20 protein-coding genes are annotated in these 21,121 nt (G+C 61.0%); 19 read left to right on the top strand and 1 reads right to left on the bottom strand.

Annotated features, from left to right (window positions below):
* Positions 1–76: 76 nt before the first annotated feature.
* The 14 genes from nuoF to FDQ92_RS01095 all read left to right on the top strand — a co-directional run bounded on the left by nuoF (position 77) and on the right by FDQ92_RS01095 (position 15,513).
* A complete protein-coding gene (gene nuoF, locus FDQ92_RS01160) occupies positions 77–1,942 on the top strand; it encodes an NADH-quinone oxidoreductase subunit NuoF (protein WP_137422897.1) in 1,866 nt (621 codons plus the stop codon).
* Complete coding sequence (locus FDQ92_RS01155; RefSeq protein ID WP_137422896.1) at positions 1,939–2,295, top strand: NADH-quinone oxidoreductase subunit A; 357 nt, start codon at positions 1,939–1,941, stop codon at positions 2,293–2,295. Before nuoF ends, FDQ92_RS01155 begins: the two co-directional genes overlap by 4 nt.
* The gene (locus FDQ92_RS01150) at positions 2,286–2,819 is read left to right on the top strand and encodes an NADH-quinone oxidoreductase subunit B (protein WP_137422895.1); all 534 of its coding nucleotides are present in this window, start codon (positions 2,286–2,288) and stop codon (positions 2,817–2,819) included. Before FDQ92_RS01155 ends, FDQ92_RS01150 begins: the two co-directional genes overlap by 10 nt.
* Positions 2,819–3,283, top strand: coding sequence for an NADH-quinone oxidoreductase subunit C (locus tag FDQ92_RS01145; RefSeq protein WP_137422894.1), 465 nt, complete (start codon positions 2,819–2,821; stop codon positions 3,281–3,283). Before FDQ92_RS01150 ends, FDQ92_RS01145 begins: the two co-directional genes overlap by 1 nt.
* Positions 3,283–4,500 (top strand): NADH dehydrogenase (quinone) subunit D, encoded by a 1,218-nt coding sequence (gene nuoD / locus FDQ92_RS01140; protein ID WP_137425657.1) that lies wholly within the window; start codon positions 3,283–3,285, stop codon positions 4,498–4,500. Before FDQ92_RS01145 ends, nuoD begins: the two co-directional genes overlap by 1 nt.
* Positions 4,501–4,502: 2 nt before the next feature.
* Complete coding sequence (locus tag FDQ92_RS01135) at positions 4,503–7,193, top strand: molybdopterin-dependent oxidoreductase (RefSeq protein WP_137422893.1); 2,691 nt, start codon at positions 4,503–4,505, stop codon at positions 7,191–7,193.
* 61 nt (positions 7,194–7,254) lie between these two features.
* Entirely contained in the window at positions 7,255–8,283 is a 1,029-nt protein-coding gene (gene nuoH, locus FDQ92_RS01130) for an NADH-quinone oxidoreductase subunit NuoH (RefSeq protein WP_137422892.1), read from the top strand.
* Positions 8,284–8,285: 2 nt separating this feature from the next.
* Positions 8,286–8,690, top strand: coding sequence for a NuoI/complex I 23 kDa subunit family protein (locus FDQ92_RS01125; protein ID WP_137425656.1), 405 nt, complete (start codon positions 8,286–8,288; stop codon positions 8,688–8,690).
* 3 nt (positions 8,691–8,693) lie between these two features.
* Positions 8,694–9,212 (top strand): NADH-quinone oxidoreductase subunit J family protein, encoded by a 519-nt coding sequence (locus tag FDQ92_RS01120; protein WP_137422891.1) that lies wholly within the window; start codon positions 8,694–8,696, stop codon positions 9,210–9,212.
* A 13-nt stretch (positions 9,213–9,225) separates the two neighbouring features.
* Positions 9,226–9,528, top strand: coding sequence for an NADH-quinone oxidoreductase subunit NuoK (gene nuoK / locus FDQ92_RS01115; protein ID WP_137422890.1), 303 nt, complete (start codon positions 9,226–9,228; stop codon positions 9,526–9,528).
* 22 nt (positions 9,529–9,550) lie between these two features.
* The gene (gene nuoL / locus FDQ92_RS01110) at positions 9,551–11,473 is read left to right on the top strand and encodes an NADH-quinone oxidoreductase subunit L (protein WP_137422889.1); all 1,923 of its coding nucleotides are present in this window, start codon (positions 9,551–9,553) and stop codon (positions 11,471–11,473) included.
* Between the two features lie 82 nt (positions 11,474–11,555).
* Positions 11,556–13,154 (top strand): NADH-quinone oxidoreductase subunit M, encoded by a 1,599-nt coding sequence (locus tag FDQ92_RS01105; RefSeq protein WP_137422888.1) that lies wholly within the window; start codon positions 11,556–11,558, stop codon positions 13,152–13,154.
* Positions 13,155–13,176: 22 nt separating this feature from the next.
* A complete protein-coding gene (locus FDQ92_RS01100) occupies positions 13,177–14,646 on the top strand; it encodes an NADH-quinone oxidoreductase subunit N (RefSeq protein ID WP_137422887.1) in 1,470 nt (489 codons plus the stop codon).
* Positions 14,647–14,670: 24 nt separating this feature from the next.
* On the top strand, positions 14,671–15,513 hold the full coding sequence (locus FDQ92_RS01095) for a GAF domain-containing protein (protein WP_137422886.1): 843 nt from the start codon (positions 14,671–14,673) through the stop codon (positions 15,511–15,513).
* A gap of 116 nt (positions 15,514–15,629) precedes the next feature.
* On the opposite strand, the gene FDQ92_RS01090 is transcribed toward FDQ92_RS01095, so the two are convergent.
* Positions 15,630–16,847, bottom strand: coding sequence for an EAL and HDOD domain-containing protein (locus FDQ92_RS01090; protein WP_137422885.1), 1,218 nt, complete (start codon positions 16,845–16,847; stop codon positions 15,630–15,632).
* Positions 16,848–17,303: 456 nt separating this feature from the next.
* On the opposite strand from FDQ92_RS01090, the gene FDQ92_RS01085 reads away from it, so the two are divergent.
* The 5 genes from FDQ92_RS01085 to FDQ92_RS01070 all read left to right on the top strand — a co-directional run bounded on the left by FDQ92_RS01085 (position 17,304) and on the right by FDQ92_RS01070 (position 21,098).
* Complete coding sequence (locus FDQ92_RS01085) at positions 17,304–17,873, top strand: hypothetical protein (protein WP_137422884.1); 570 nt, start codon at positions 17,304–17,306, stop codon at positions 17,871–17,873.
* 644 nt (positions 17,874–18,517) lie between these two features.
* Positions 18,518–19,009: a cache domain-containing protein gene (locus tag FDQ92_RS01080; RefSeq protein ID WP_137422883.1), complete on the top strand. Its 492-nt coding sequence runs from the start codon at positions 18,518–18,520 to the stop codon at positions 19,007–19,009.
* A gap of 108 nt (positions 19,010–19,117) precedes the next feature.
* Positions 19,118–19,804, top strand: a complete 687-nt coding sequence (locus FDQ92_RS01075; RefSeq protein ID WP_137422882.1) for a Crp/Fnr family transcriptional regulator — start codon at positions 19,118–19,120, stop codon at positions 19,802–19,804.
* Positions 19,805–19,806: 2 nt separating this feature from the next.
* A complete protein-coding gene (locus FDQ92_RS15090) occupies positions 19,807–19,974 on the top strand; it encodes a hypothetical protein (RefSeq protein WP_170180122.1) in 168 nt (55 codons plus the stop codon).
* Positions 19,975–20,132: 158 nt separating this feature from the next.
* Complete coding sequence (locus FDQ92_RS01070; protein ID WP_170180121.1) at positions 20,133–21,098, top strand: bile acid:sodium symporter; 966 nt, start codon at positions 20,133–20,135, stop codon at positions 21,096–21,098.
* The last annotated feature ends 23 nt before the right edge of the window (positions 21,099–21,121 follow it).

Genomic DNA, 21,121 nt, shown 5'->3' with positions numbered 1-21,121 from the left:
ACTGTGGACAAGAGATCGCCTCTCGGAGCCGATTCTGCGAATTCCGTTGACCTGTAGCGACCGCGGACAGTGGATCATGCGACGACCAGCTCTGTTCGAAAACCAGACGAAAGCTTTGAGCGACCAGGAGAACCGAAGCCTTCAGCAGGTCATCGAGAAGTACCGCGGGCGCAAGGGAACGCTCCTCCCGCTCCTCACCGAAGCCCAGGCGGTCTGCGGCAATTGGCTTCCGGCCAACGTGCTGGCCCTCATCGCCGACGCCTACGACGTCCACCTGAGTTACCTCTACGGCATCGCCACCTTCTACACCATGTTTTCCCTCAAGCCCCGGGGCCGGTTCATCGTGCGCGTGTGCGAGTCGCCCACCTGCCACGTGCTGGGCGCTGAAACGGTCTTTGACGTGCTCGTGGACGTCCTGGGAATCGAGGAAGGGGAGACCACCCCGGACGGGCTGTTCACCTTGGAGCGCTCGTCGTGCCTCGGGGTGTGTGAAGTGGCTCCCGCCATGCAGATCAATGAAGTGGTCTTCGGAAATCTGACCCGCGACAAGATCGTTCAGGTGATCGACCGGTACCGGAAAGGACAGACGGTGGATTTTCGAAAGCTTTCCGGTTCCGGGGGCCGTGTGAGCAGGGACCTGGATGTTCACAGGGAACTGGTGCTGCTTCACGGGGTGGGAGAGATCGATCCCGAAAGCATCGACGATTACCTGCGGATCGGCGGCTACGAAGCCCTCAAGAAGGCGCTCACCGCCATGACGCCGGAAACCGTCGTGGAGGAAGTTAAGGAATCGGGGCTCCGCGGCCGAGGCGGAGCGGGTTTTCCCACGGGCCTCAAGTGGTCGTTTACGCTGCCCCTAAAGGCCCGCGAAAAATACGTGATTTGTAACGCCGACGAAGGCGAACCGGGCACGTTCAAAGACCGCTACATTATGGAAGGGAACCCGCACCGGCTCATCGAAGGGCTCATCATCGCCGGCTATGCGGTAGGGGCCTGCACCGGCTACATCTACGTGCGGGGTGAGTACGCGCTTTCCATGCACCGGCTTCAAAAGGCGGTGGAAGCGGCCCGCGAAAAGGGATTTCTGGGGAAAAACATCCTGGGCAGCGGTTTCGACTTCGACATCGAGGTGCGGGCCGGGGCCGGAGCGTACGTCTGTGGCGAAGAAACGGCGCTCATCGAATCCATCGAAGGCCTTCGTGGAAATCCCCGGGTCAAGCCGCCCTTTCCCGGGGTCCGCGGGCTGTGGCAGAACCCCACGGTCGTCAACAACGTGGAAACGCTGGCCAACATTCCGGCTATCATCGTTCGCGGCCCCGCATGGTACCGGTCGTTCGGAACGGAGGATTCCCCCGGCGTGAAGCTCTACCAGATCTGCGGCCACGTGAACCACCCACAGATCGTTGAGGCGCCGCTCGGGCTGACCCTCCGTGAGCTCATCGAGCGCTACGGCGGAGGCATGCGCGACGGCGTCCCCTTCAAGATGTGCCAGACCGGCGGAGCATCCTTCGGGTTTTTTACGGCCGAACACCTGGACACGGTCATGGACTATGCGTCCATGCAGAAGAAGGGGGGAGCGCTGGGGTCGGGAACCATGCTGGTCATGAACGAAAAGACCTGCGTGGTGGACGTGGTCCGGAACATCCTCTACTTCTTCCAGCATGAGTCCTGCGGGTTCTGTGCACCCTGTCGGCGCGGCACCCGGGTGCTCTACGATACCATTACGCGGATCGCGCTGGGCGACGGCCGCGAAAGCGACCTGGACCTCATGATCGAGGTGGCCCACACCATGTCGGCCACCGCCAATTGCGCGCTGGGTATGAGCCCCATCTTCTTCGTGCGGACGACCATCGAACGGCTGCGAGACGAATACCTGGCTCACATTACGGACCGGAAATGCCCGCTGGGTGTGTGCCGGCCCGAATCGAGGAAACATCCATGACGGTTTATTACGTTCCCGCACTGGTCTACATGGGGGCGACCATCGTCCTGGTGAGCGTCATTCTTCTCCTTTCATCGCAGCTCGGGAGGCGGCGGAGCACGCCGGAAAAGATGCTTCCCTACGAGTGTGGCGTGGACCCGCAGGGAACCATGGCGGTGCACTATCCCATCCGGTTCTACGTGGTTGCCATGATTTTCATCATTTTCGACATTGAAACGGTCTTTTTGTATCCCTGGGCCGTGGTGTTCCGAGACCTTGGCTGGTTCGGCTTTGTGGAGATGTTTCTCTTCGCGGTGATTCTCGTGATCGGGCTGGTCTATCTTTACCGAAAGGGCGCTCTGGAATGGGACTAGAGGAGCAGATCAAGAACCAGGTGATGACCGCCACGCTGGAAAAATTTGTAAACTGGGCGAGAAAATCGTCGGTCTGGCCGGCCACCTTCGGTCTGGCGTGCTGTGCCATTGAAATGATCTGCACGGCGGCCAACCGTTTCGACATCGCGCGGTTCGGCATGGAAGCGTTTCGGGCTTCGCCGCGCCAGGCGGACCTGATGATCGTGGCGGGGACGGTGACCCGGAAAATGGTTCCGGCGGTAGTGCGTATCTACGAGCAGATGCCGGAGCCCAAGTGGGTGATCGCCATGGGGGCGTGCGCGTCTTCGGGGGGGATCTTTCGGACCTACGCCGTGGTGCAGGGGATCGACCGCTATCTTCCCGTGGACGTCTACATCCCGGGTTGTCCGCCGCGGCCGGAAGCCCTGCTCTACGGGATACTCAAGCTGCATGAAAAGATCAAAAAGGACCCGTTCCTGACCCGGAAATACGGACACATCGAGTTTCCTGACCCTCCCGGAAACGCTGAAGGAATGAAGGGCTGATGAGCACGGAAGAACGCGGCACACAGATCGAGCGCTTGATCGAAGCACTGCCGGAAGGGTCGGTGCTCGGGTGGGAATGCCACCGGAGCCAGGACAGCCTGATGGTGGAGCGGTCGGCTCTCCTTCCGGTGATGGAGACGTTGAAGACGCGGTTCGGTTTTCGCTACCTGATCGATGTGACGGCCCTGGATTTCCATCCGGCAACGCCTCGTTTTCGAGTGGTCTATCACCTGTGGGCCCATGACGGAAACCGGTTGCTTCGCCTGAAGACAACTCCGGAAGGGAACCCGCCCGCGGTTCCGTCGGTTTCGAGTATCTGGGCCACCGCCAATTGGCACGAACGGGAATGTTTCGACCTGTTCGGGATCGTGTTCGAGGGGCACCCCAACCTGACGCGAATACTGCTCCCCCTGGATTGGGACGGGCATCCGCTACGTAAAGACTATCCCGTGGAAGGACCATGATGGCTGCGAACGGTTCGCCGGAAATCGAGAACGAAGCATCGGAGCCCATCGGCGAAGAACGGTTGATCCTGAACATAGGGCCCCAGCATCCGAGCACCCATGGGGTGCTGCGTGTGGTGGTGGAACTGGAAGGGGAGGTCATCGTCCGCTGCACCCCCGACATCGGCTATCTCCACCGGGGGATCGAAAAGCTCATGGAGTCCAAAACCTACCACCAGTGCCTGCCGCTCACCGACCGCATCGACTACCTGGCGGGATCGGCCAATAACCTGGGGTTCGTGCTGGCGGTGGAACGACTCCTGGGAGTCGACGCCCCGCCGCGCGCCCAGGCGCTCCGGGTGATCATGGCGGAACTCACACGGATTTCCAGCCACCTGTTCTGGCTGGGCACCCACGCCCACGACCTGGGCGCCATGACGCCGCTCTTTTATGCCCTCCGCGAACGCGAACAGATCATGGATTTTTTCGAGGCGGTGGCCGGCGGGCGGCTTTTCCCCTGCTATTTCCGAATCGGCGGCGTCGCCCGAGACATCCCGGACGGCTGGGATTCGGCGGTCCGAGAGTTCGTCCTGTCGTTTCCCGAAAAGATGAAGGACTACGAAACACTGCTGACCAAGAACCCCATCTGGCTCCAGCGCACCCGCGGCGTGGGGGTGCTCACCATCGACGAAGTGTTGGACTACGGATTGAGCGGCCCCATGGCCCGAGGTTCGGGGCTCGCCTGGGACATTCGCCGGGCCGACCCGTACTGCGGCTACGAAACGTACGATTTCGACATCCCTACGGGCGAAAACGGCGACACCTACGACCGCTACCTGGTGCGGCTGGAAGAAATGCGCCAGAGTGCGAAGATCATCCGGCAGGCTGTGGACCGCCTTCCGGGCGGCGACATCTGCGTGGACGATCCCACGGTGGCTTTCCCTCCCAAGGAAGCGGTGCTCACCCGCATCGAATCGCTCATTCAGCATTTTCTCCTGGTGGAAGAAGGAGTGAAGCCGCCGGCGGGGGAGGTGTTTCACCACACGGAAGCCCCCAAGGGAGAGCTGGGGTTTTTCATCGTGAGCGACGGGTCGCCCAAACCGTTCCGCGTGAAGATCCGGGCGCCCTCTTTCGCGAACCTCCAGGTCTTGAGCAAGCTGGCTGAAGGCAGACTCCTCGCGGACCTCATCGCCCTCATCGGAACCATCGACATCGTTTTGGCGGACGTGGATCGTTAGCGATGATTTATCTCAAGATCGACGGCAAGGAGATCCATGCCGAGCCCGGCATGACCATTCTGCAGGCGGCTGACGCCAACGGGATCTACATCCCGAGGTTGTGCTACCACAAGGCGTTGAGTCCCATCGGGAGCTGCCGGCTCTGTGTGGTGGAAGTGAAGCCGGGTCCGCCCCGGCCTGTGCCTTCCTGCACTACGCCGGTGGCCGACAATATGGAGGTGACCACCCGTTCGGAGCGGCTTGATCGCTACCGCCGGGAAGTGCTTCAGCTTCTGCTGATCAACCATCCGCTGGACTGCCCCATCTGCGACAAGGGCGGGGAGTGCGAACTGCAGAACATGGTCCGGGAGCTCAAGATCAGCGAACAGCCTTACCAGGCGGTGAAACTCGTCCCCAAGTACGACAACTTGTCGCCGCTCATCGAGCGGTATCCGGACCGCTGCGTGAACTGCGAGCGCTGCGTTCGGGTGTGCCGGGATTGGGTGGGCGCGGCGGCCCTCTACTTCGACAACCGCGGCTACCGCACGACTGTGACCGCGGGGGGGCCGGTGATGGACTGCGAGTTCTGCGGTTCGTGCATCGCGGTATGCCCGGTGGGAGCCATCGTTGACAAGACGTTCAAGTACAGCGCCCGCGCGTGGGAGCTGGAAAAAGAACCCGCCGTATGCCCCTACTGCGGCGGTGGCTGCCACCTCTTTCTGAACACCAAGCACGGGAAGCTGAAGCGGGTGACTTCGTCTTTCGACGAACCGGTCAACGGCGGGATCATCTGCAGCCGGGGGCGCTTCAGCCTGAACATCCTGGAACATCCAGAACGGCTCACCCGGCCCATGCTCAGAAAAGACGGCAGCCTGCAGCCGGTGAGCTGGGAGGAAGCCTTCGACTTCGTGGCCGGGAGGCTGCGGGAGATCCGGGAAAAGCACGGACCGGAGGCCATCGGAGGTGTAGGGTCGCCGCGGGCCACCAACGAGTCGAACTATGTTTTTCAGAAGTTCATGCGGCTCGTAGTGGAATCGCCCAACGTGGACGCCACGCCGTCTCTCGATCACCAGAAGATCCTAAGGGCGTTCGTGGAGGTGATGGGGCGGCCGCGGGTGCAAAGAACCGAGGCCGGAGGTCCGGAACCGGGGCGAATCCGTGAAGTGAGCGGGTTTCAACTGGCGGTGGGCTCTTACGAGGACCTCAGGCGTGCGGACACCGTGGTGGTCCTGGGGGCGGACGTGAAGAAGGAAATGCCGCCCTACGCCTGGCACATCAACCAGGCGCAGAAGCACAGGACTCTCAAGAACCTGGTGATCGTGAGTTCCCGAGGGACCCGGATGCGGTCTGCGGCGCAATGGAACGGCTACTGCCGGCCCGGGAGTTACGGCCTGGTGGTGGTTGGCCTGCTCAAGGTACTTTTCGAAGAAGGCGGGCTCTCGACGCACGAATACGGGGAATTTCTTGGAGGCCGAAACCTGGAGGCGGGGCTCGCGCGGCTGAGCTGGGCGGAAGTGGAAGCCCACACGGGCATGAGCCGAGACGAATTGAGCGTTGTGGCGCATGCGCTCAAGGAAGCCGAACGGCCGTCGCTCATCATAGGCTGCGACCTGGCGGGGCTTCGGGAAGGCTACGAAACGGGCTGCTACGTGGCGGATCTTCTGCTCTTCCTGGGCCGGAAACTAAAGGTGCACTTGGTGTCGGAAAAGGCTAATCACCAGGGGTGTTCCGACATGGGCGTTTCGCCGTACTGGCTTCCGGGCTATCGACCTTTCGATAAAGCGGACGCCGTGGCGGAAGTGTGGGGCAAGCGGCCGCCCGCCGGGCCGGGCCTGACCCTCATGGAAATGATCGGCGCCGCCGCGGGGGAAAGCGGACGGAGCCTGCGCGCGCTCCTGGTTATGGGGACCAATCTTCTCGCCACCCTCCCCAATCGCCGCCGTACCCAAAAGGCACTCGAAAACCTGGATCTCCTGGTGTGCCAGGAAGTGTTCTTGAATGAAACGGCGGCCATGGCGGACTGCGTGTTTCCGGCGCTCACCTCCGTGGAGACCGGCGGGACTGTCACGAACACGGAATTCAGGGTGCAGCGCCAGCTGGGGCGGGCCTTCGTGGAAGGGCCGCGGGCGGACTGGGAGATCCTCCAGGAAATCGGCGCGCGGCTGGGGACGCCCATGGCCTACGGCGGGCCGGAAGAGATCCTCGAAGAAATCCAGCGGCTGTTTCCACACTACGAACAGTACCCGCTGAAAGAAATGCCCCGGGAAGGATTTCTCTGGAACCAGCTCCACCGGGCCAAGTACGGCTCCACCACCTGGAAACGGAAGTTGGATCCCACCTTGGAGATGGCCGCGCCGGATCTGCCGCCGCACGTAAGGCCTTCGGAAGACAGGCCTTTCCTGCTTTTTCTCGGAAAATCGCTCTTCCAGTCCGGGACGCTCACTCGGTACGGGCTGGGAGCGACGGAACTTGAGGCGGAAGGCCGGTTCCTCTTCCACCCGGAAGACGCCCGCGAGTTGGGACTCCAGGAAGGGGACCGGGTTGTTGTGCACGCGGCGGCGGAATCGCTGGAAGGTCCGGTGGGAATCGACAAGCGGATGGCACGGGGCTCCGTGGGGGCGTCTCTCCACTTTGCCGATCTTCCGGTACAGCTGCTGACCGAAGATGGAAACCTTTGTCCCGTCCGGATCGAAGTGAAGCGGGCGGAAGGCTGACCGGGTCGGCGGGGATGCCCGCTGCCCGCCGGGACGGATTCCGGAAGGAACGACGGAAGTCATGGACTGGATCGCGCTGGTAATCGTTACGGGAATCAAGACCCTTTTCCTCCTGTTGGTGTTCCTCACGGCGGTGGCCTACGCCACCTTGATGGAACGCAAGGTGCTGGGCTTCATGCAGCTCCGGCTCGGCCCGAACCGCGTGGGTCCCTGGGGACTGCTGCAGCCTGTGGCCGACGGGGTGAAGCTTCTTTTCAAGGAAGACATCGCGCTTCCTGTTTCGGAACCCAAGCTTTACGCGGTCGCTCCGGCCGTCACCGCCGTGGCGGCGCTCTCTCCCTTTCTCGCCATTCCGTTTGCCGATCGCATCGCCCCCGATGTGGTGACTTTTCTGGGGTCCACAGTGGATCTCACGCGCTTTTCCATGAATCGCGGCGTCGTCGCCGATATTCCCGGAAGTGTTCTTTTTATTCTGGCTGTTTCATCCCTTTCGACCTATGGAGTGGTCCTGGGTGGCTGGGCATCGGACAACCGTTACTCGCTGCTGGGTGCGGTGCGCGTGACGGCCCAGATGATCAGCTATGAACTCGCTCTCGGTATGGCCGTGATCGGCGTCCTCATGGTGGCCGGCTCCATGCGCATGACAGAAATCGTGGAGGCTCAGGCCCGCCTGCCCTTCATCGTCTATCAGCCCCTGGGATTCGTGCTCTACATGATCGCGGCGTTCGCGGAAACGTGCCGCACCCCCTTCGACCTCATCGAATGCGAAAACGAGCTGGTGGCAGGCTACCACACGGAATACAGCTCCATGAGATTCGGGCTGTTCCAGCTCGCCGAATACGCGCACATCATCACGGTGAGCGGCGTCGCCGTGACCCTCTTTTGGGGCGGCTGGCAGGGGCCGTGGCTCCCATCGGGGCTCTGGTTCGCCCTGAAGACGTTTGCGCTGGTGTTTTTCTTCATCTGGGTGCGGGCCACCTTTCCCCGCGTCCGTTTCGACCAGCTCATGCATTTCGGCTGGAAGGTGCTGCTGCCCCTTTCCCTGGGGAATATCATTCTGACCGGCTGTTTTCTGATGCTTTGGCGGTGAAAATGATCGCTCCGTTTCTAAAAGGTCTGGCCAAGACGCTGGAACAGTGTTTCCGGAAGCCCATCACCATCCGCTACCCGGAAGAAAAGCGGGAAGTATCGGAACGTTTCCGAGGCCACCCGCGGCTTCTGAAGGACGAAACCGGAAAGGTCAAGTGCGTGGCGTGCCAGCTGTGCATGACGGTGTGCCCGTCGGGGGCCATCACGGTGGAACCGGCCGCCGGGGAGGGCATGCACGACAAGTATCCCAGGACATTCATCGTGGATCTCACCCGCTGCATCTTCTGCGGCTTCTGTGAAGCGGCCTGCCCCAAGGAAGCCATCGTGCTGAACCGCAAGTATGAACTGGCCCAGTACGACAAGGACGTTCTGTACTACGACAAGGAAAAGCTACTGAGCGAGGAATGATCCATGGAACTGGCGCTCTTTATCTTCTTTTCGGCACTCACCGTCGGTTCGGCTGGCATGGTGGTCTGGCACCCGCATCCCATCAAGAGCGCTCTCTTTCTCATCGTGAGCTTCTTTTCCATGGGCGGGCTCTACCTCCTGCTCCAGGCCGAATTCATCGCTCTCATGCAGGTGCTGGTGTACGCCGGGGCGGTGATGGTGCTCTTTTTGTTCGTGATCATGCTGTTGAACCTCAGGCCGCGTGCTGAGGACCGGGCCGTATTCCGCAAAAGGCTCCGGCCGGCGGTGCCGTTCACGGCGGTGCTTTTCGGTGCGGTCCTTACGGTCCTCTATCATCCCATGGCTCATTTGGGTGCGAAGGGCGGGCAGGGGCCGGATTGGGTGGCGGCGCAGGGAGGGAACATCCACGCGGTGGGCCGCCTTTTGTTCCGGGATTACCTGCTGCCCTTTGAAGTGACGTCCGTTTTGCTGCTGGTGGCGGTGGTGGGCGTGATCGTCCTGGCGAAAAAGGAAATTCGTTGAAGCGGGAGAATCGATGGTACCGTTGAACTATTACCTGGTGGTGAGCGCGATCCTTTTCAGCGTGGGCGTGTTGGGAGTTCTGGTGCGGCGGAACGCCATCGTGATCTTCATGTCCATCGAACTGATGCTCAACGCGGCCAACCTCAGCTTCGTCGCCTTTTCGCGGTTTATGGAAAATTTCGACGGGCAGCTGTTCGTCTTTTTCGTCATGGTGGTGGCGGCGGCGGAAGTGACGGTCGGACTCGCGATCATCGTGACTCTCTATCGCAACTGGCGCAGCATCTTCGTGGACCGCATCCACCTATTGAAGGGCTGACGCCGACAGCGAAGGAGACGGAATGGAAATGGTCGGGCTGATTCCAGCGCTTCCCTTTGCTGGGTTTCTCATCAACGGGCTGCTCGGGAAGCGGCTTTCCAGGAAAACGATCGGGTTCGTGGCCTGCAGCGCCATGGGCCTCGCCCTCGCCGTGGCGGCGGTCCTGTTCGTGAAAATCCTTTGGGAACCCCCGCACGCCCGGTTCTTCGACGTGACCTACTACACGTGGATACGGGCGGGGGATTTCCATGTCAGCGCGTCGCTTCTGGTGGATCCGCTGAGCCTGGTCATGGCGCTTGTGGTTACGGGCGTGGGCTTCCTGATTCACGTCTATTCCGTGGGCTACATGCACGACGATCCGGGCTACGCACGGTATTTCGCCTATCTCAACCTCTTTGCGGCCGCCATGCTCCTCCTCGTGCTGGCGAACAATCTGCTCGTGATGTTTGTGGGATGGGAAGGCGTGGGGCTCTGTTCGTATCTTCTCATCGGATTCTGGTATGAAAAGCAGTCGGCCTCGGACGCGGGAAAAAAGGCGTTCATCGTGAACCGGATCGGGGACTTCGGGTTTCTTCTCGGCATCTTCCTGACCTTCTGGGTGTTCGGGACGCTGGATTTCGGCGGAATCTTCGAAGCCGCCCCTCGGATGTTCCGTTCCGGCGACACACTGCCGGTGGCCGTTACGCTCCTTCTTTTCGTGGGCGCGGTGGGCAAGTCGGCCCAGATTCCGCTCTACGTGTGGCTCCCGGACGCCATGGAAGGCCCGACCCCCGTTTCGGCCCTCATCCATGCCGCCACCATGGTGACCGCGGGCGTCTACATGGTGGCCCGCTGTTCCGTGTTGTACGCGCTGGCGCCGTTTTCGCTGGGGCTTGTGGCGGTGATCGGATGCCTCACGGCGGTCTTTGCGGCGACGATCGGCCTGGTGCAGAACGACATCAAGCGGGTACTCGCCTATTCCACGGTGAGCCAGCTCGGTTACATGTTCCTGGGCTGCGGCGTGGGGGCCTTTACGGCCGGGATCTTCCACCTCATGACCCATGCGTTCTTCAAGGCGCTACTCTTTCTGGGAGCCGGGAGCGTGATCCACGCGCTTCACGGGGAACAGGACATCCGGAAGATGGGCGGGCTTCGGAAGTCCCTCCCGGTGACTTTCTGGACCTTCCTGGCCGGGGCGATGGCCATCTCGGGGGTGTTTCCCTTTTCGGGCTTTTTCAGTAAGGACGAAATCCTCTTCGAGACACTTGTAGGAGGCCATGCGCTCCTGTACGCCTTCGCGCTGGGCGGCGCGATCATGACGGCCTTCTACATGTTCCGGCTCACTTTTCTTACCTTTTTCGGCGAAAAACGGCTTTCCGAAGACGCGGCGGCCCACGTGCACGAGTCGCCTCCCAGCATGGCGTTGCCCCTGATGGTCCTGGCGGTGCTGGCGTTGGGCGGCGGCTGGGTTCAGCTTCCGTTTGTGGAGGGTGGAAGGCGCTTCGGTGAATTTCTGCAACCGGTGTTTCAACCCGCCATGGCGCTTCTGCATGGCGAACACGGCGCGGTCCACGGCAGCCATTGGCTGGAAGGGGCCCTCATGGGCCTGTCACTCGCCGTAGCGCTCACCGGTATCGCCGCGGCCTGGTGGTTTTATCTCCGCCGGCCCGAACTACCCGGTATGCTGGCGGAAAGATATGCCCGGGTGTACCGGCTTCTTTTCAATAAGTATTACGTGGACGAAATCTACCATTCGACCGTGGTGCTTCCCCTGCGTTCCCTGGCGGAGGCGCTTCACCGCTGGGTGGATGGTACCGTGATTGAAGGGCTGGTGAACGGAGTGGGCCGGGGGGCCCTTCAACTGTCGCAGGTTTTGAGAAGCGTTCAGACGGGCTACGTGCAGCACTACGCGCTTTCCGTACTGATCGGCGCCTGCTTTTTCTTCGTGTACGCCCTCTACCGGTAGTGGTGGAGGCGGCGGTGCGGGCCGGGGGTGAGTGATTTCCGGCGAATCTCCCGGAACGACGCCGGTAGGACAGAGGAGTTTCATGGAATCGATCTCGTTCCCGCTGCTTTCTGCGATCATTTTTTCGCCCCTGGCGGGTGTGCTGCTACTTGCTTTCGTGGACCGGGAAAACCGGGACCTGCAGCGCTGGATCGCGCTCATCACCACCACGGTGGTGTTCCTGCTGGGGCTGGTGCTATACGGCGCCTTCGACGAGGGAACGGCAGGGATGCAGTTCGTGGAGCGGCACGTGTGGCACCAGGGGCTCGGAATCCAGTATTTCCTGGGGGTCGACGGCATCAGCCTGTTTCTGATGCTGCTCACCGCGTTTCTGGGGCCGATCTGCGTTCTGGCCTCCTGGACCGACATCCAGGAGCGGCTCAAGGAATTCCTGGTGAGCTTCCTGGTTCTGGAATGCGGGATGCTGGGTGTGTTTGCAGCGCTGGATCTTTTCCTTTTTTACATCTTCTGGGAAGTGATGCTGATCCCCATGGCTATGCTCATCCTGGTCTGGGGCAACCCGGCCCGGCGGGTGTACGCGGCGGTCAAGTTCTTCGTCTATACCATGGCGGGTTCGGTGTTCATGCTGGTCGGCATCCTGGTTGTCTATTTCCACCAGGCCAGGACGACGGGCATCTACAGTTTCGACCTGCTGCAATGGTACGATCTGCGGCTGCCGTTTTCGCTGCAACTCTGGCTTTTCCTGGCCTTCGGGCTGGCGTTCGCCATCAAGGTGCCCATGTTTCCTTTCCATACGTGGCTTCCCGATGCGCACACGGAAGCCCCCACGGTGGGGAGCGTGATCCTGGCGGGTGTGCTCCTGAAGATGGGGACCTATGGCTTTCTCAGGTTCAATCTGCCGCTTTTTCCCGACGCGACGGCCTATCTCGTACCGCTGATGGTGGTTCTCGCCATCATCGGAATCATCTACGGGGCCTTCATGTGCCTGGTGCAGAAGGACCTCAAGCGGCTCATCGCGTATTCCAGCGTGAGTCACCTGGGGTTCGTGATGCTGGGGATCTTCACGTTGAACGTGGAAGGGGTCCAGGGCGGCCTGATCCAGATGGTGAATCACGGGTTGAGCACGGGGGCGCTCTTTCTCCTGGTGGGGATGCTCTACGAACGCCGCCACACCCGGATGATCGCCGATTTCGGAGGCCTGGCCAAGCCGGTGCCGCGCCTTGCCGCCTTTTTCATGGTGGCGACGCTGGCTTCCATCGGCCTTCCGGGGCTCAACGGCTTTGTGGGCGAGTTCCTGATCCTTCTCGGTGCCTTCCGGGTGGAAGCGTACTGGGCGGTACTGGGGGCGACGGGGATTGTCCTTGGCGCGTGGTACATGTTGTCGATGTTTCAGCGGGTCATGTTCGGGACCGTGACGCATGAGGAAAACACGGGATTGTCGGACCTGTCGCGGAGGGAAGTGGGGCTGCTGGTCCCGGTGGTGCTCTTCATCGTCTGGATCGGGATCGGTCCGACGCCCTTCCTGCAGAAGATGGAACCTTCAGTTCGGGCGACCCTGGAGCGGGTGAGTCTTCCTCAAGGTGCGGGGACGCACCGGCAGGCGGCATTATGGCCCTTGAGCGGGCCGGGAACGGAATCGGCCGGCGGGATGTCCCTTACCCATCCAGCGGGTTCGAAATGATTGCGAGGACGAGGTCTTTTCCATGGATGGCTTGAAGTATCTTGCCGAGTGTGCGGGCGTTCTGCCTTTTCTTATCGTGGTGGGAACCGGCATCGTGATTCTCCTGGTGGACGCGTTTTCCCCGCTCGGCCGCAAAGGACACCCGGCCTATCTGGCGTGCGTGGGTACGGTGCTGGCGCTCGCGGCGCTTTTCCGGCCGCTTCCCCTGGAGAATGAACTGTTCGGCGGGATGATCTATGCCGACGCCTTTGCGGTGTTCTTCAACGCCGTGTTCCTTCTGGGGACGCTCCTAGTGGTGCTTCTCTCCGTCGGGGTCCTGAGCTGGGAACGGATCGAACGAGGCGAATACTACGCCCTCCTGCTTTTCAGTACGGCGGGCATGATGCTCATGGCCCAGGCGGCCAACCTGGTCATGCTGTTTCTCGGGCTGGAAATCTTTTCCATCGCCATCTACGTGCTGGTCGGCATGCCGCGGCATCAGCGGCGGGCGAACGAAGCGTCGCTCAAGTACTTCCTGCTGGGTGCGTTCGCTTCGGGATTCTTCGTCTACGGGCTCACGTTCCTCTACGGCGCGGTGGGTTCGCTTTCCATGAGCGCCATGGCGGCCTACCTGGGAACCACGCAAACGCTCTTCAATGCTTACCTCCTGCTGGGGTCGGCGCTGGTGCTCGTGGGGTTCAGTTTCAAAATCGCCCTGGTGCCCTTTCACATGTGGACGCCTGACGTGTACGAAGGCGCGGCGACGCCCGTCACGGCCTACATGGCCGTCGGGGTGAAGGCCGCCGTGTTCGCGGCGCTGGCCCGGGTCTTCTGGCTCGCCCTTCCGACGATCCGGCCTCATTGGATTCCGGTCTTTTGGGTCCTTTCGGCTCTGACCATGACGGTGGGAAACGTCATGGCGCTCACGCAGCAGAACGTGAAGCGGATGCTCGCCTATTCGAGCATCGCCCACGCCGGAACCATCCTCATGGCCGTGACCGCCGCCTCCGACCAGGGACTGACAGGGATGTTGGTCTATCTGCTGGCCTACACCTTCATGAACCTGGGGGCCTTCGGCGTGGTGATCTATCTGCAGGAACGCTACGGAGTGGGGGAGGCCCTTGAGGACTTGAGAGGTCTTGGGTTTCAGTCGCCGCTTTTGGGCGCGGCCATGGCGGTGTTTCTTTTTTCGCTTGCCGGCATTCCGCCCACAGCGGGATTTATCGCCAAGTTCTTCGTGTTCGCGGCGGCGGTTCGGGCCGACCTGCTGTGGCTGGTGATCATCGGGGTGCTCAACAGCGTGGTTGCGGTGTATTATTATCTTCGAGTCGTGGTGGTGATGTACTCGCGATCCGCTGAATCCGGGTGGCACCCGGCGATTTCGGAGAGTCCGGCCGGTTCGGTTGCCGCCGCCGGGGCCTTGGTACTGGCGCTGTGGGCGACGCTACACCTGGGGATCTTTCCTCATGCGTTCTGGGAATGGGCCCGTCAGTCCGTTTATGTTCTCCTGTAAGGCCGCACGGGAAAGGGGATTTTCATGAATGACAAGGACAGAGGCAGTGCGCAGGTCCGCAGGGCGTTGAGCCTGGTGCTGGAGGGCATACTTCAGAGTCTTACGGAACCGGAAGTGGCGGACCTGGTGGTTGAGAGCCTGGTCACCAAGGTCCAAAAGGAAGGCTGCTGCCCGCTCAACGTGACGGACATTTCCGACCTGGAGGCGTGCCCGTTCATGGCGCTTTCGCTGGAATGTTTCCGGCGTCAGAGTTTTGTGGCCGAAGAAATCGACGAAGACAGCGTGGCCATGCTGCGGCTCTTCAAGAACCCGTACTTGCAGGGCTTCATGAACATCAGCCGTACCGTCACGTCGACCCTCGAATACCAGAAGGTGCTCCAGGCCATCGTGGAAGAAGTCAGTAAGATCTTCCAGGCCAAGGGATGCGCGCTGCTGCTCTTGGACAAGGACAAGGAGCGCCTGGATCAGGCGGCCGCCTACGGGTTGAGTGAAAAATACCTGGAAAAGGGGCCGCTGGACGCCGAAAAGAGCATCGCCGAGACGATTTCGGGAACCCCCGTGCAGATCTATGACGTGGAAACCGATCCCCGCGTCCAGTACCCGGGCGAAGCGGCCCTGGAAGGGATCGGCTCGATTCTCGCCGTCCCCATTGTAATCCGGGATCGCGTCATCGGAAGCATGCGCATTTTCACGGAAAAGAAGCGGCGCTTCCACCGTTACGAAGTGGACTTCGCCATGGCGGTCGCCGAACAATGCGGGATCGCCATCGAAAACGCCATCATGTACAGCAAGGGGAAGGAAAAGTACAAATCCTTGCTTTCCGAAGTCCACAACTGGATTGAATACTGCGCATATCGGCCGGAGTGATGGAGATCTACCCGGCGGCCGGCTTGACCGGCGCCTCCAGCCCGGGATTCCCGGGCTTTTTTTGTTTGGCTCCGACCCGTCTCGGCGCCCGCTTCGACGAAGGCGCGCAAGCCGTGTCAAACCAGGAAGATCCGCTCGGTCCATTCGATGGCTTCCAGGTAGAGCCTTGCCACGGTGCGGGGATGAATGGAAAGCTTCTGGCACAGAGCGAAAACCCGTGTCCAGTCGGCCTTTTCGTAGGCTGTGCCCAGGTCGAAAACGGGCCGGTAGCGGTTGGAACCCCCCAGGAGGGCGTGGTTGATGTCGTCGGAAAGGGGCACCTCGGAAAGGGCTTCCTCCAGAGGACGGCCGAGCAGGACATCCACCAGGGAAAATATTCCCATGAGGAAGAGCTGCGGCTTTTCTTCCGCCATGTTCAGGTACGGCGCCAGAGATTCGAAGAAAGCGGCCCGGAGCAGAGACAGGCGGAGTACTTCTTCGGGCTGCCCCTTGGATACGCGGGCGTAGATGGTGAGGGTCGCCCATTTCCGCACTTCCTTTTCGCCGAGCAGCGCCAAGGCGTGGCGTATGGAAGTCACCTTGTGGCGGAGCCCGAAGAAGGCGGAGTTGATGTATCGGAGCAGTTTGTAGACCAGGGAGGGATCCTGGCGGATCACGTTTTCAATCGCCTCGATGGGAAAGTCCTCCCGGTGGAGTTCCCGCATCATCCTGAGGGAGTTGAACTTGGACACAGGGATGTCTTTCCGGGCGATGATGGTCGGCTTGCTGAAGAAGTACCCTTGAAAGAGGGAATATCCCGCGTGGAGCGCTTCCTGAAATTCTTCGCGGGTTTCTGTCTTTTCGGCGAGGAAACGCCGGGATCCGTTCCCGAACCTGGACACGATGGCCCGGTGCTCCTCCGGGGTGGTGAGGCGAAAATCCACTTTGACAATGTCCGCCAGTTGCGCGATGGGGTGGTGTTCGCTCCGGCTAAGGACGAAATCGTCCAGGGCGATGAGATAGCCGGCGTGCTTGAGCCGTTGGCAGGCGGCCATGAGTTCGGGGTCCACCTTCACGTGTTCCAGGATTTCGATTACGGCCAGTTCCTTGGGGAGATAGAAGGCGGCGTCTTGAAGGAGCAGGTTCCGGGTGAAGTTGATGAACGCTTTACGGCCGCCCGTGAGTCGGTCGCAACCGATAACGAGGACGATATTCTGGATGACGTTTAGAGAAGCGCTGTCGCCGTCCGAAACCAAAGCCTCCTCGCTGACGGCGGTCGGCCGGTAGAGGATCTCGTAGCCGAAGACTCTGAGGCTTCGATCGAGGATGGGCTGGCGGGCGACGAAGCTGTTCATGAAACCCTTGCCATGAGCCTCCTCGGGATGCGTGAAAGGCTTCGCGTCAGGCTGTGCCGGCGACTCCTCGCGAAAAGGGTACCGGCGGCGTCACGGGCTGTTGGGCATCCCTGGTCGAACCCGCCGTGACGGTTCCATGGACTCTTCCCATGGAGACGTTACCGCCCGAAGGTTCATGGAGGGGTTGATGTGGATCCGGCGGATCGCACCTGCGCGCCCATTGATCGATCCCCTCACAAGAAAGGGTCTTTCTGCAGAGGCCGCGCGTCAAACAATATCTTGGTAGTGTGAAAAATAATAGCCTATTATTTTCTACACTACTAATCTTTTGAGAGCGGCTCCGCGGTGAAGAGGATTTGCGCCGGGAGTGCGCGATCTGAAAAGAGGAAGGCGCCCGCCGAAAGGTGGACCGAAACGCGGTTTCAAGAACCGTCACAGAGGAAGATGGAGGAGGCGATGGAGCAAGAAGCCCTGTACAGAAGAATCGGCCGGAGTGTCCTGTGGCTGTTGGTCTTGTTTTCGGCCGGCTGTGCAGCGACGGTCCAGCCAAAAGAGGCGGCCGCGCCGCCGAAACCTAATCCGCCGGTCTTCGACGACAGCTTTACCGTTTCCAGCATGTGGCTCGGCAAGGTGCTTCGTATTTACGTGGAAGGCCATGATCCGGACGGCGACATGAGTCACATCTGGTTCGTTGTCTCGCAGCTCGGAGGGCACATGTGGTCCAATCATACGGTGCGGCTTGAAGGGTCGAAGCAAGCCAATTTCAAGGGATACGTGGAACTTCCGACTCCCAGCTTCCGGTCGCGTTCCGGGTGGGAAACCCTCCGGATCGAAATGAAGATCCGGGATCAGGTCGGCCATTACAGCGGCATCCGCGTCCACGAGGTGCGATTGGGGAAGCCGACGAAAGAAGAGGTGCCTTCGAAATGGGCGGACGCCGAACGACTGGGGGTTATCTACTTCGATTTCGATCTAGGCGGCGACGGCGAAGAATCCGACGGAATGGACTCGTCCTGGGCCCACTGAGCGGGATCACGTTCAGCGGTGCACGGACGGGCCCGGCGGCTTCCAGCGCGTTTTTCAAAACGTTGACGATCTCCTGCACCGCCCGGTCCAGGTCGGCGTGGACGGGCGGAAAGTCCTCGGGAACCCCGGTCGTCACCTGCGCTCCCGAACGGCGGATGCCCCTTTCCCTCTTGTTTGCAAGCTCCGCCAAGTACCTTGTTCCCAAACTCCAGCTTGGGAACACAAGTGTGCAGAAGCTCCAGTTTCGATTCCCGCCAAGCCGTGACCCATCCCCTCGTTCCCAAGCTGGAGCTTGGGAACGAGGGGGAATGTATGGTTAAAGTTTCCGTCCGTCCCTGCCGATTCATCAAGGTAAGAAAACCGGACTTCCGGTCGTTTTCCGCGCTCGGTGCTGTTCGGCGCCAGGGGGGAGGCGCGAAGGGCCGCCAGTGTTCCTCGTTCCGATCCACTAGTCCTGCTCGAGCCAAGCGAAGTATTCCCGCGGCACCGGATCAGTCCTATTTCCCACAAATGAGTTCCGGATTTCCGGCCTTCTCGGCGGTAGACCACGCCGTTGGCGTAGTCGGCCGCGCTTCGGGCGTGGCCGACCACACGAGTTTCAGTCAGGGACTCGGCTTGGAGGAGCCAGGGAGGAGGTCGCAAAGATGAGGCACTGGACGATTTCAAAGCGGATTCTTTCTCTGGGACTGGGGGGCATGCTGGTTTTTGCGGCCGTTTTGGTCCGGGTCAGCCTGCTTCTGGAGGACAAGGTCATCCGCGAGAAGCGGACGGCGACGCGCCACTTGGTGGAAGTCGCCTACTCGATCCTCGCCGACTACGAAGCCCGCGTGCAAGGCGGGCAAATCACGTTGGAGGAGGCGCAGAAGGCGGCGGTGGAACGCATCAAGATGCTCCGTTACGAAGAAAAGGAGTACTTCTGGATCAACGACCTGGGTCCTCGCATGATCATGCACCCTTACACGCCGGAGCTGGACGGCAGGGACCTCAGCGATTACAAGGACCCCCAGGGCAAACACCTTTTCGTGGAATTCGTGGAAACCTGCAAGGCTCAAAGCGCGGGATTCGTGGACTACCTGTGGCCGAAACCCGGGTTCGATCAACCCGTTCCAATGTCCCGGAATAGTTCTTTCTCTTAAGGCGAAATACTGGTAATCGCTATGGGTTTCGCACCATGTTCAATGCACTCCAGAACGTACAGCCGCTTGGCTGAGTCCGCGGGCGGAAACGGCGGTGAGGGACGTTCCATGGATGTTCCGTCGATCCTGGGCAAGATCACTCTGTTTGAGGATTTGCCCGAACGGCAGCTGCAGAGAATCGCTTCTATCGTTATCCCGAAGCGTTTCGACAAGGGGGAGAGCCTCTTTTTTGAAGGGCAGCCCGCCACCGGTTTCTACGCCATCGGAACCGGGCGGGTCAAGGTGTACAAGGTCTCACTGGAAGGCAAGGAGCAGATCCTCCATCTTTTTGGTTCCGGTGAGGTGATCGGGGAGGTTCCCGTGTTCGCCGGCGGGCGGTACCCGGCACATGCGGAAGCGCTGGAGCCTTCGGAGCTGCTCTTCATTCCACGGGACGGCTTCATCGAACTGGTCAAGGCGGACGCCACGCTGGCGCTGAACATGCTCGCCCTCCTTTCCATCCGGTTGCGCCAGTTCACGCACCTCATCGAAAACCTCTCCCTCAAGGAAGTACCGGGCCGCCTGGCCGCCTATCTTCTGTACATGAGCGACGGAAGCGGCGGCGGCGACCTGGTGGAACTGGATATTTCCAAGGGGCAATTGGCCAGCCTGCTGGGGACGATTCCCGAGACCCTTTCGCGGATTCTCGGAAAGATGAGCCAACAGGGGTTGCTCCGGGTTCAGGGACGCAAGATCGCATTGACGGACCGCGAAGGTCTGGAGAAACTTGCTCAGGGAGGCAAGCTGGCGCCTTGAAGATGACCCTTCGCAAAAAGATATCGCTGCTGCTCAGCCTGCTGGTCGGTGTTGCGATGAGTGTGACCGGGGTGTCCTATCTCCGGTTTCTGGAATCGTCGCTGGAGCGGTCGGTCACGGCGGGGTTGAAGCAGGTCTGTATTTCCACGTCTTACCAGTCTGATGTCTAATATCTGCCCTTTTTCATCACGGCCAAGGCTGCTCCCAGAGGAACAAGGAACCTCATGGCCCGATTTTTATGAGACTGCTTTTGGATAAGCTCTAAGGTACGGGACGTGGCGCATCTGCGGGCCCCTCGCAACAAAGAATCCGCCGGGGAGGACACGACGTGCTGCACGTGGTCAAGCGCTACTGGTTCCTTTCGAGCCTCGTGCCGGTCGCCGCCGTCACCCTGGGCGACGCCGGCGAAAGCGTCGCCAGCCTCGGCCGGTGGCTCCAGCGCCATCACGGACCCGACGGGGTGATCTTTTCGATCTTTCTGCTTTCCGGGCTGGGACTGGACGCCCGCCGCTTGAAAACGGGCCTCACCGACGTGGCCGCCACCCTTTCGGCCCTCACCGTCATCTTCGTGGTGTCGCCGCTCACCGCCCTGGCCTTAAGCGCCGCGCCCCTTTCCGACGGCCTGCGCATCGGGCTCATGATCGTGGCCCTCATGCCGACGACCCTGAGCAGCGGCGTTGTCATGACCGGCGTCTCCGGAGGCAACATGGCGAACGCGCTCTTCATAACCGTCATCGCCAATTTCCTGGGGATCCTGACCGTGCCGCTGGGGCTCGACATCTTCCTCGGCGGCCTGGGCGCGGCATCCGGCGTGCCCATCCCGTGGCTCGCCTTCATGGTCCGGATCGCTTCCCTGGTGGCTTTCCCCCTCATGCTGGGTATGATTCTACGCCCACGGGTGGTCCCGTGGTTTCACCGCTTCGGCGTCAGCCCCGACCACGCCGTGGGTGTCATCAACGGCTGCTTGGTGCTGGTCATCGTCTGGATCGCCCTTTCCACATCACGGCAGACTATCGTGGGCGACTGGACCGTGCTGATCCAGGTGGTGCCGCTGGCCGTCGCCTTCCACGCGGTGCTGCTGGCGGCGAGCGGTCTCCTGTGCCGGCTGTTGAAGCTTGCCCCCGGTCGGAGAGAATCGGTGATTTTCATGGGAAGCCAGAAGACGCTCCCGCTTTCGATCCTCGTCCAGGTGGCCGTGTTTCCGGACTACGGAAAAGCCCTCGTTTTCTGCGTGGTCCACCACCTGGTGCACCTCATGATGGATGGCTACCTGGCTGAGCGGCTGAAGCCGTAAAGGACAGGCCTGTTCCGTTTTTT

The organism is Desulfoglaeba alkanexedens ALDC (assembly GCF_005377625.1).
In the GTDB taxonomy this organism is placed as follows: Bacteria; Desulfobacterota; Syntrophobacteria; order Syntrophobacterales; family DSM-9756; genus Desulfoglaeba; species Desulfoglaeba alkanexedens.
This window is presented reverse-complemented; position numbering and strand designations above follow the sequence as displayed.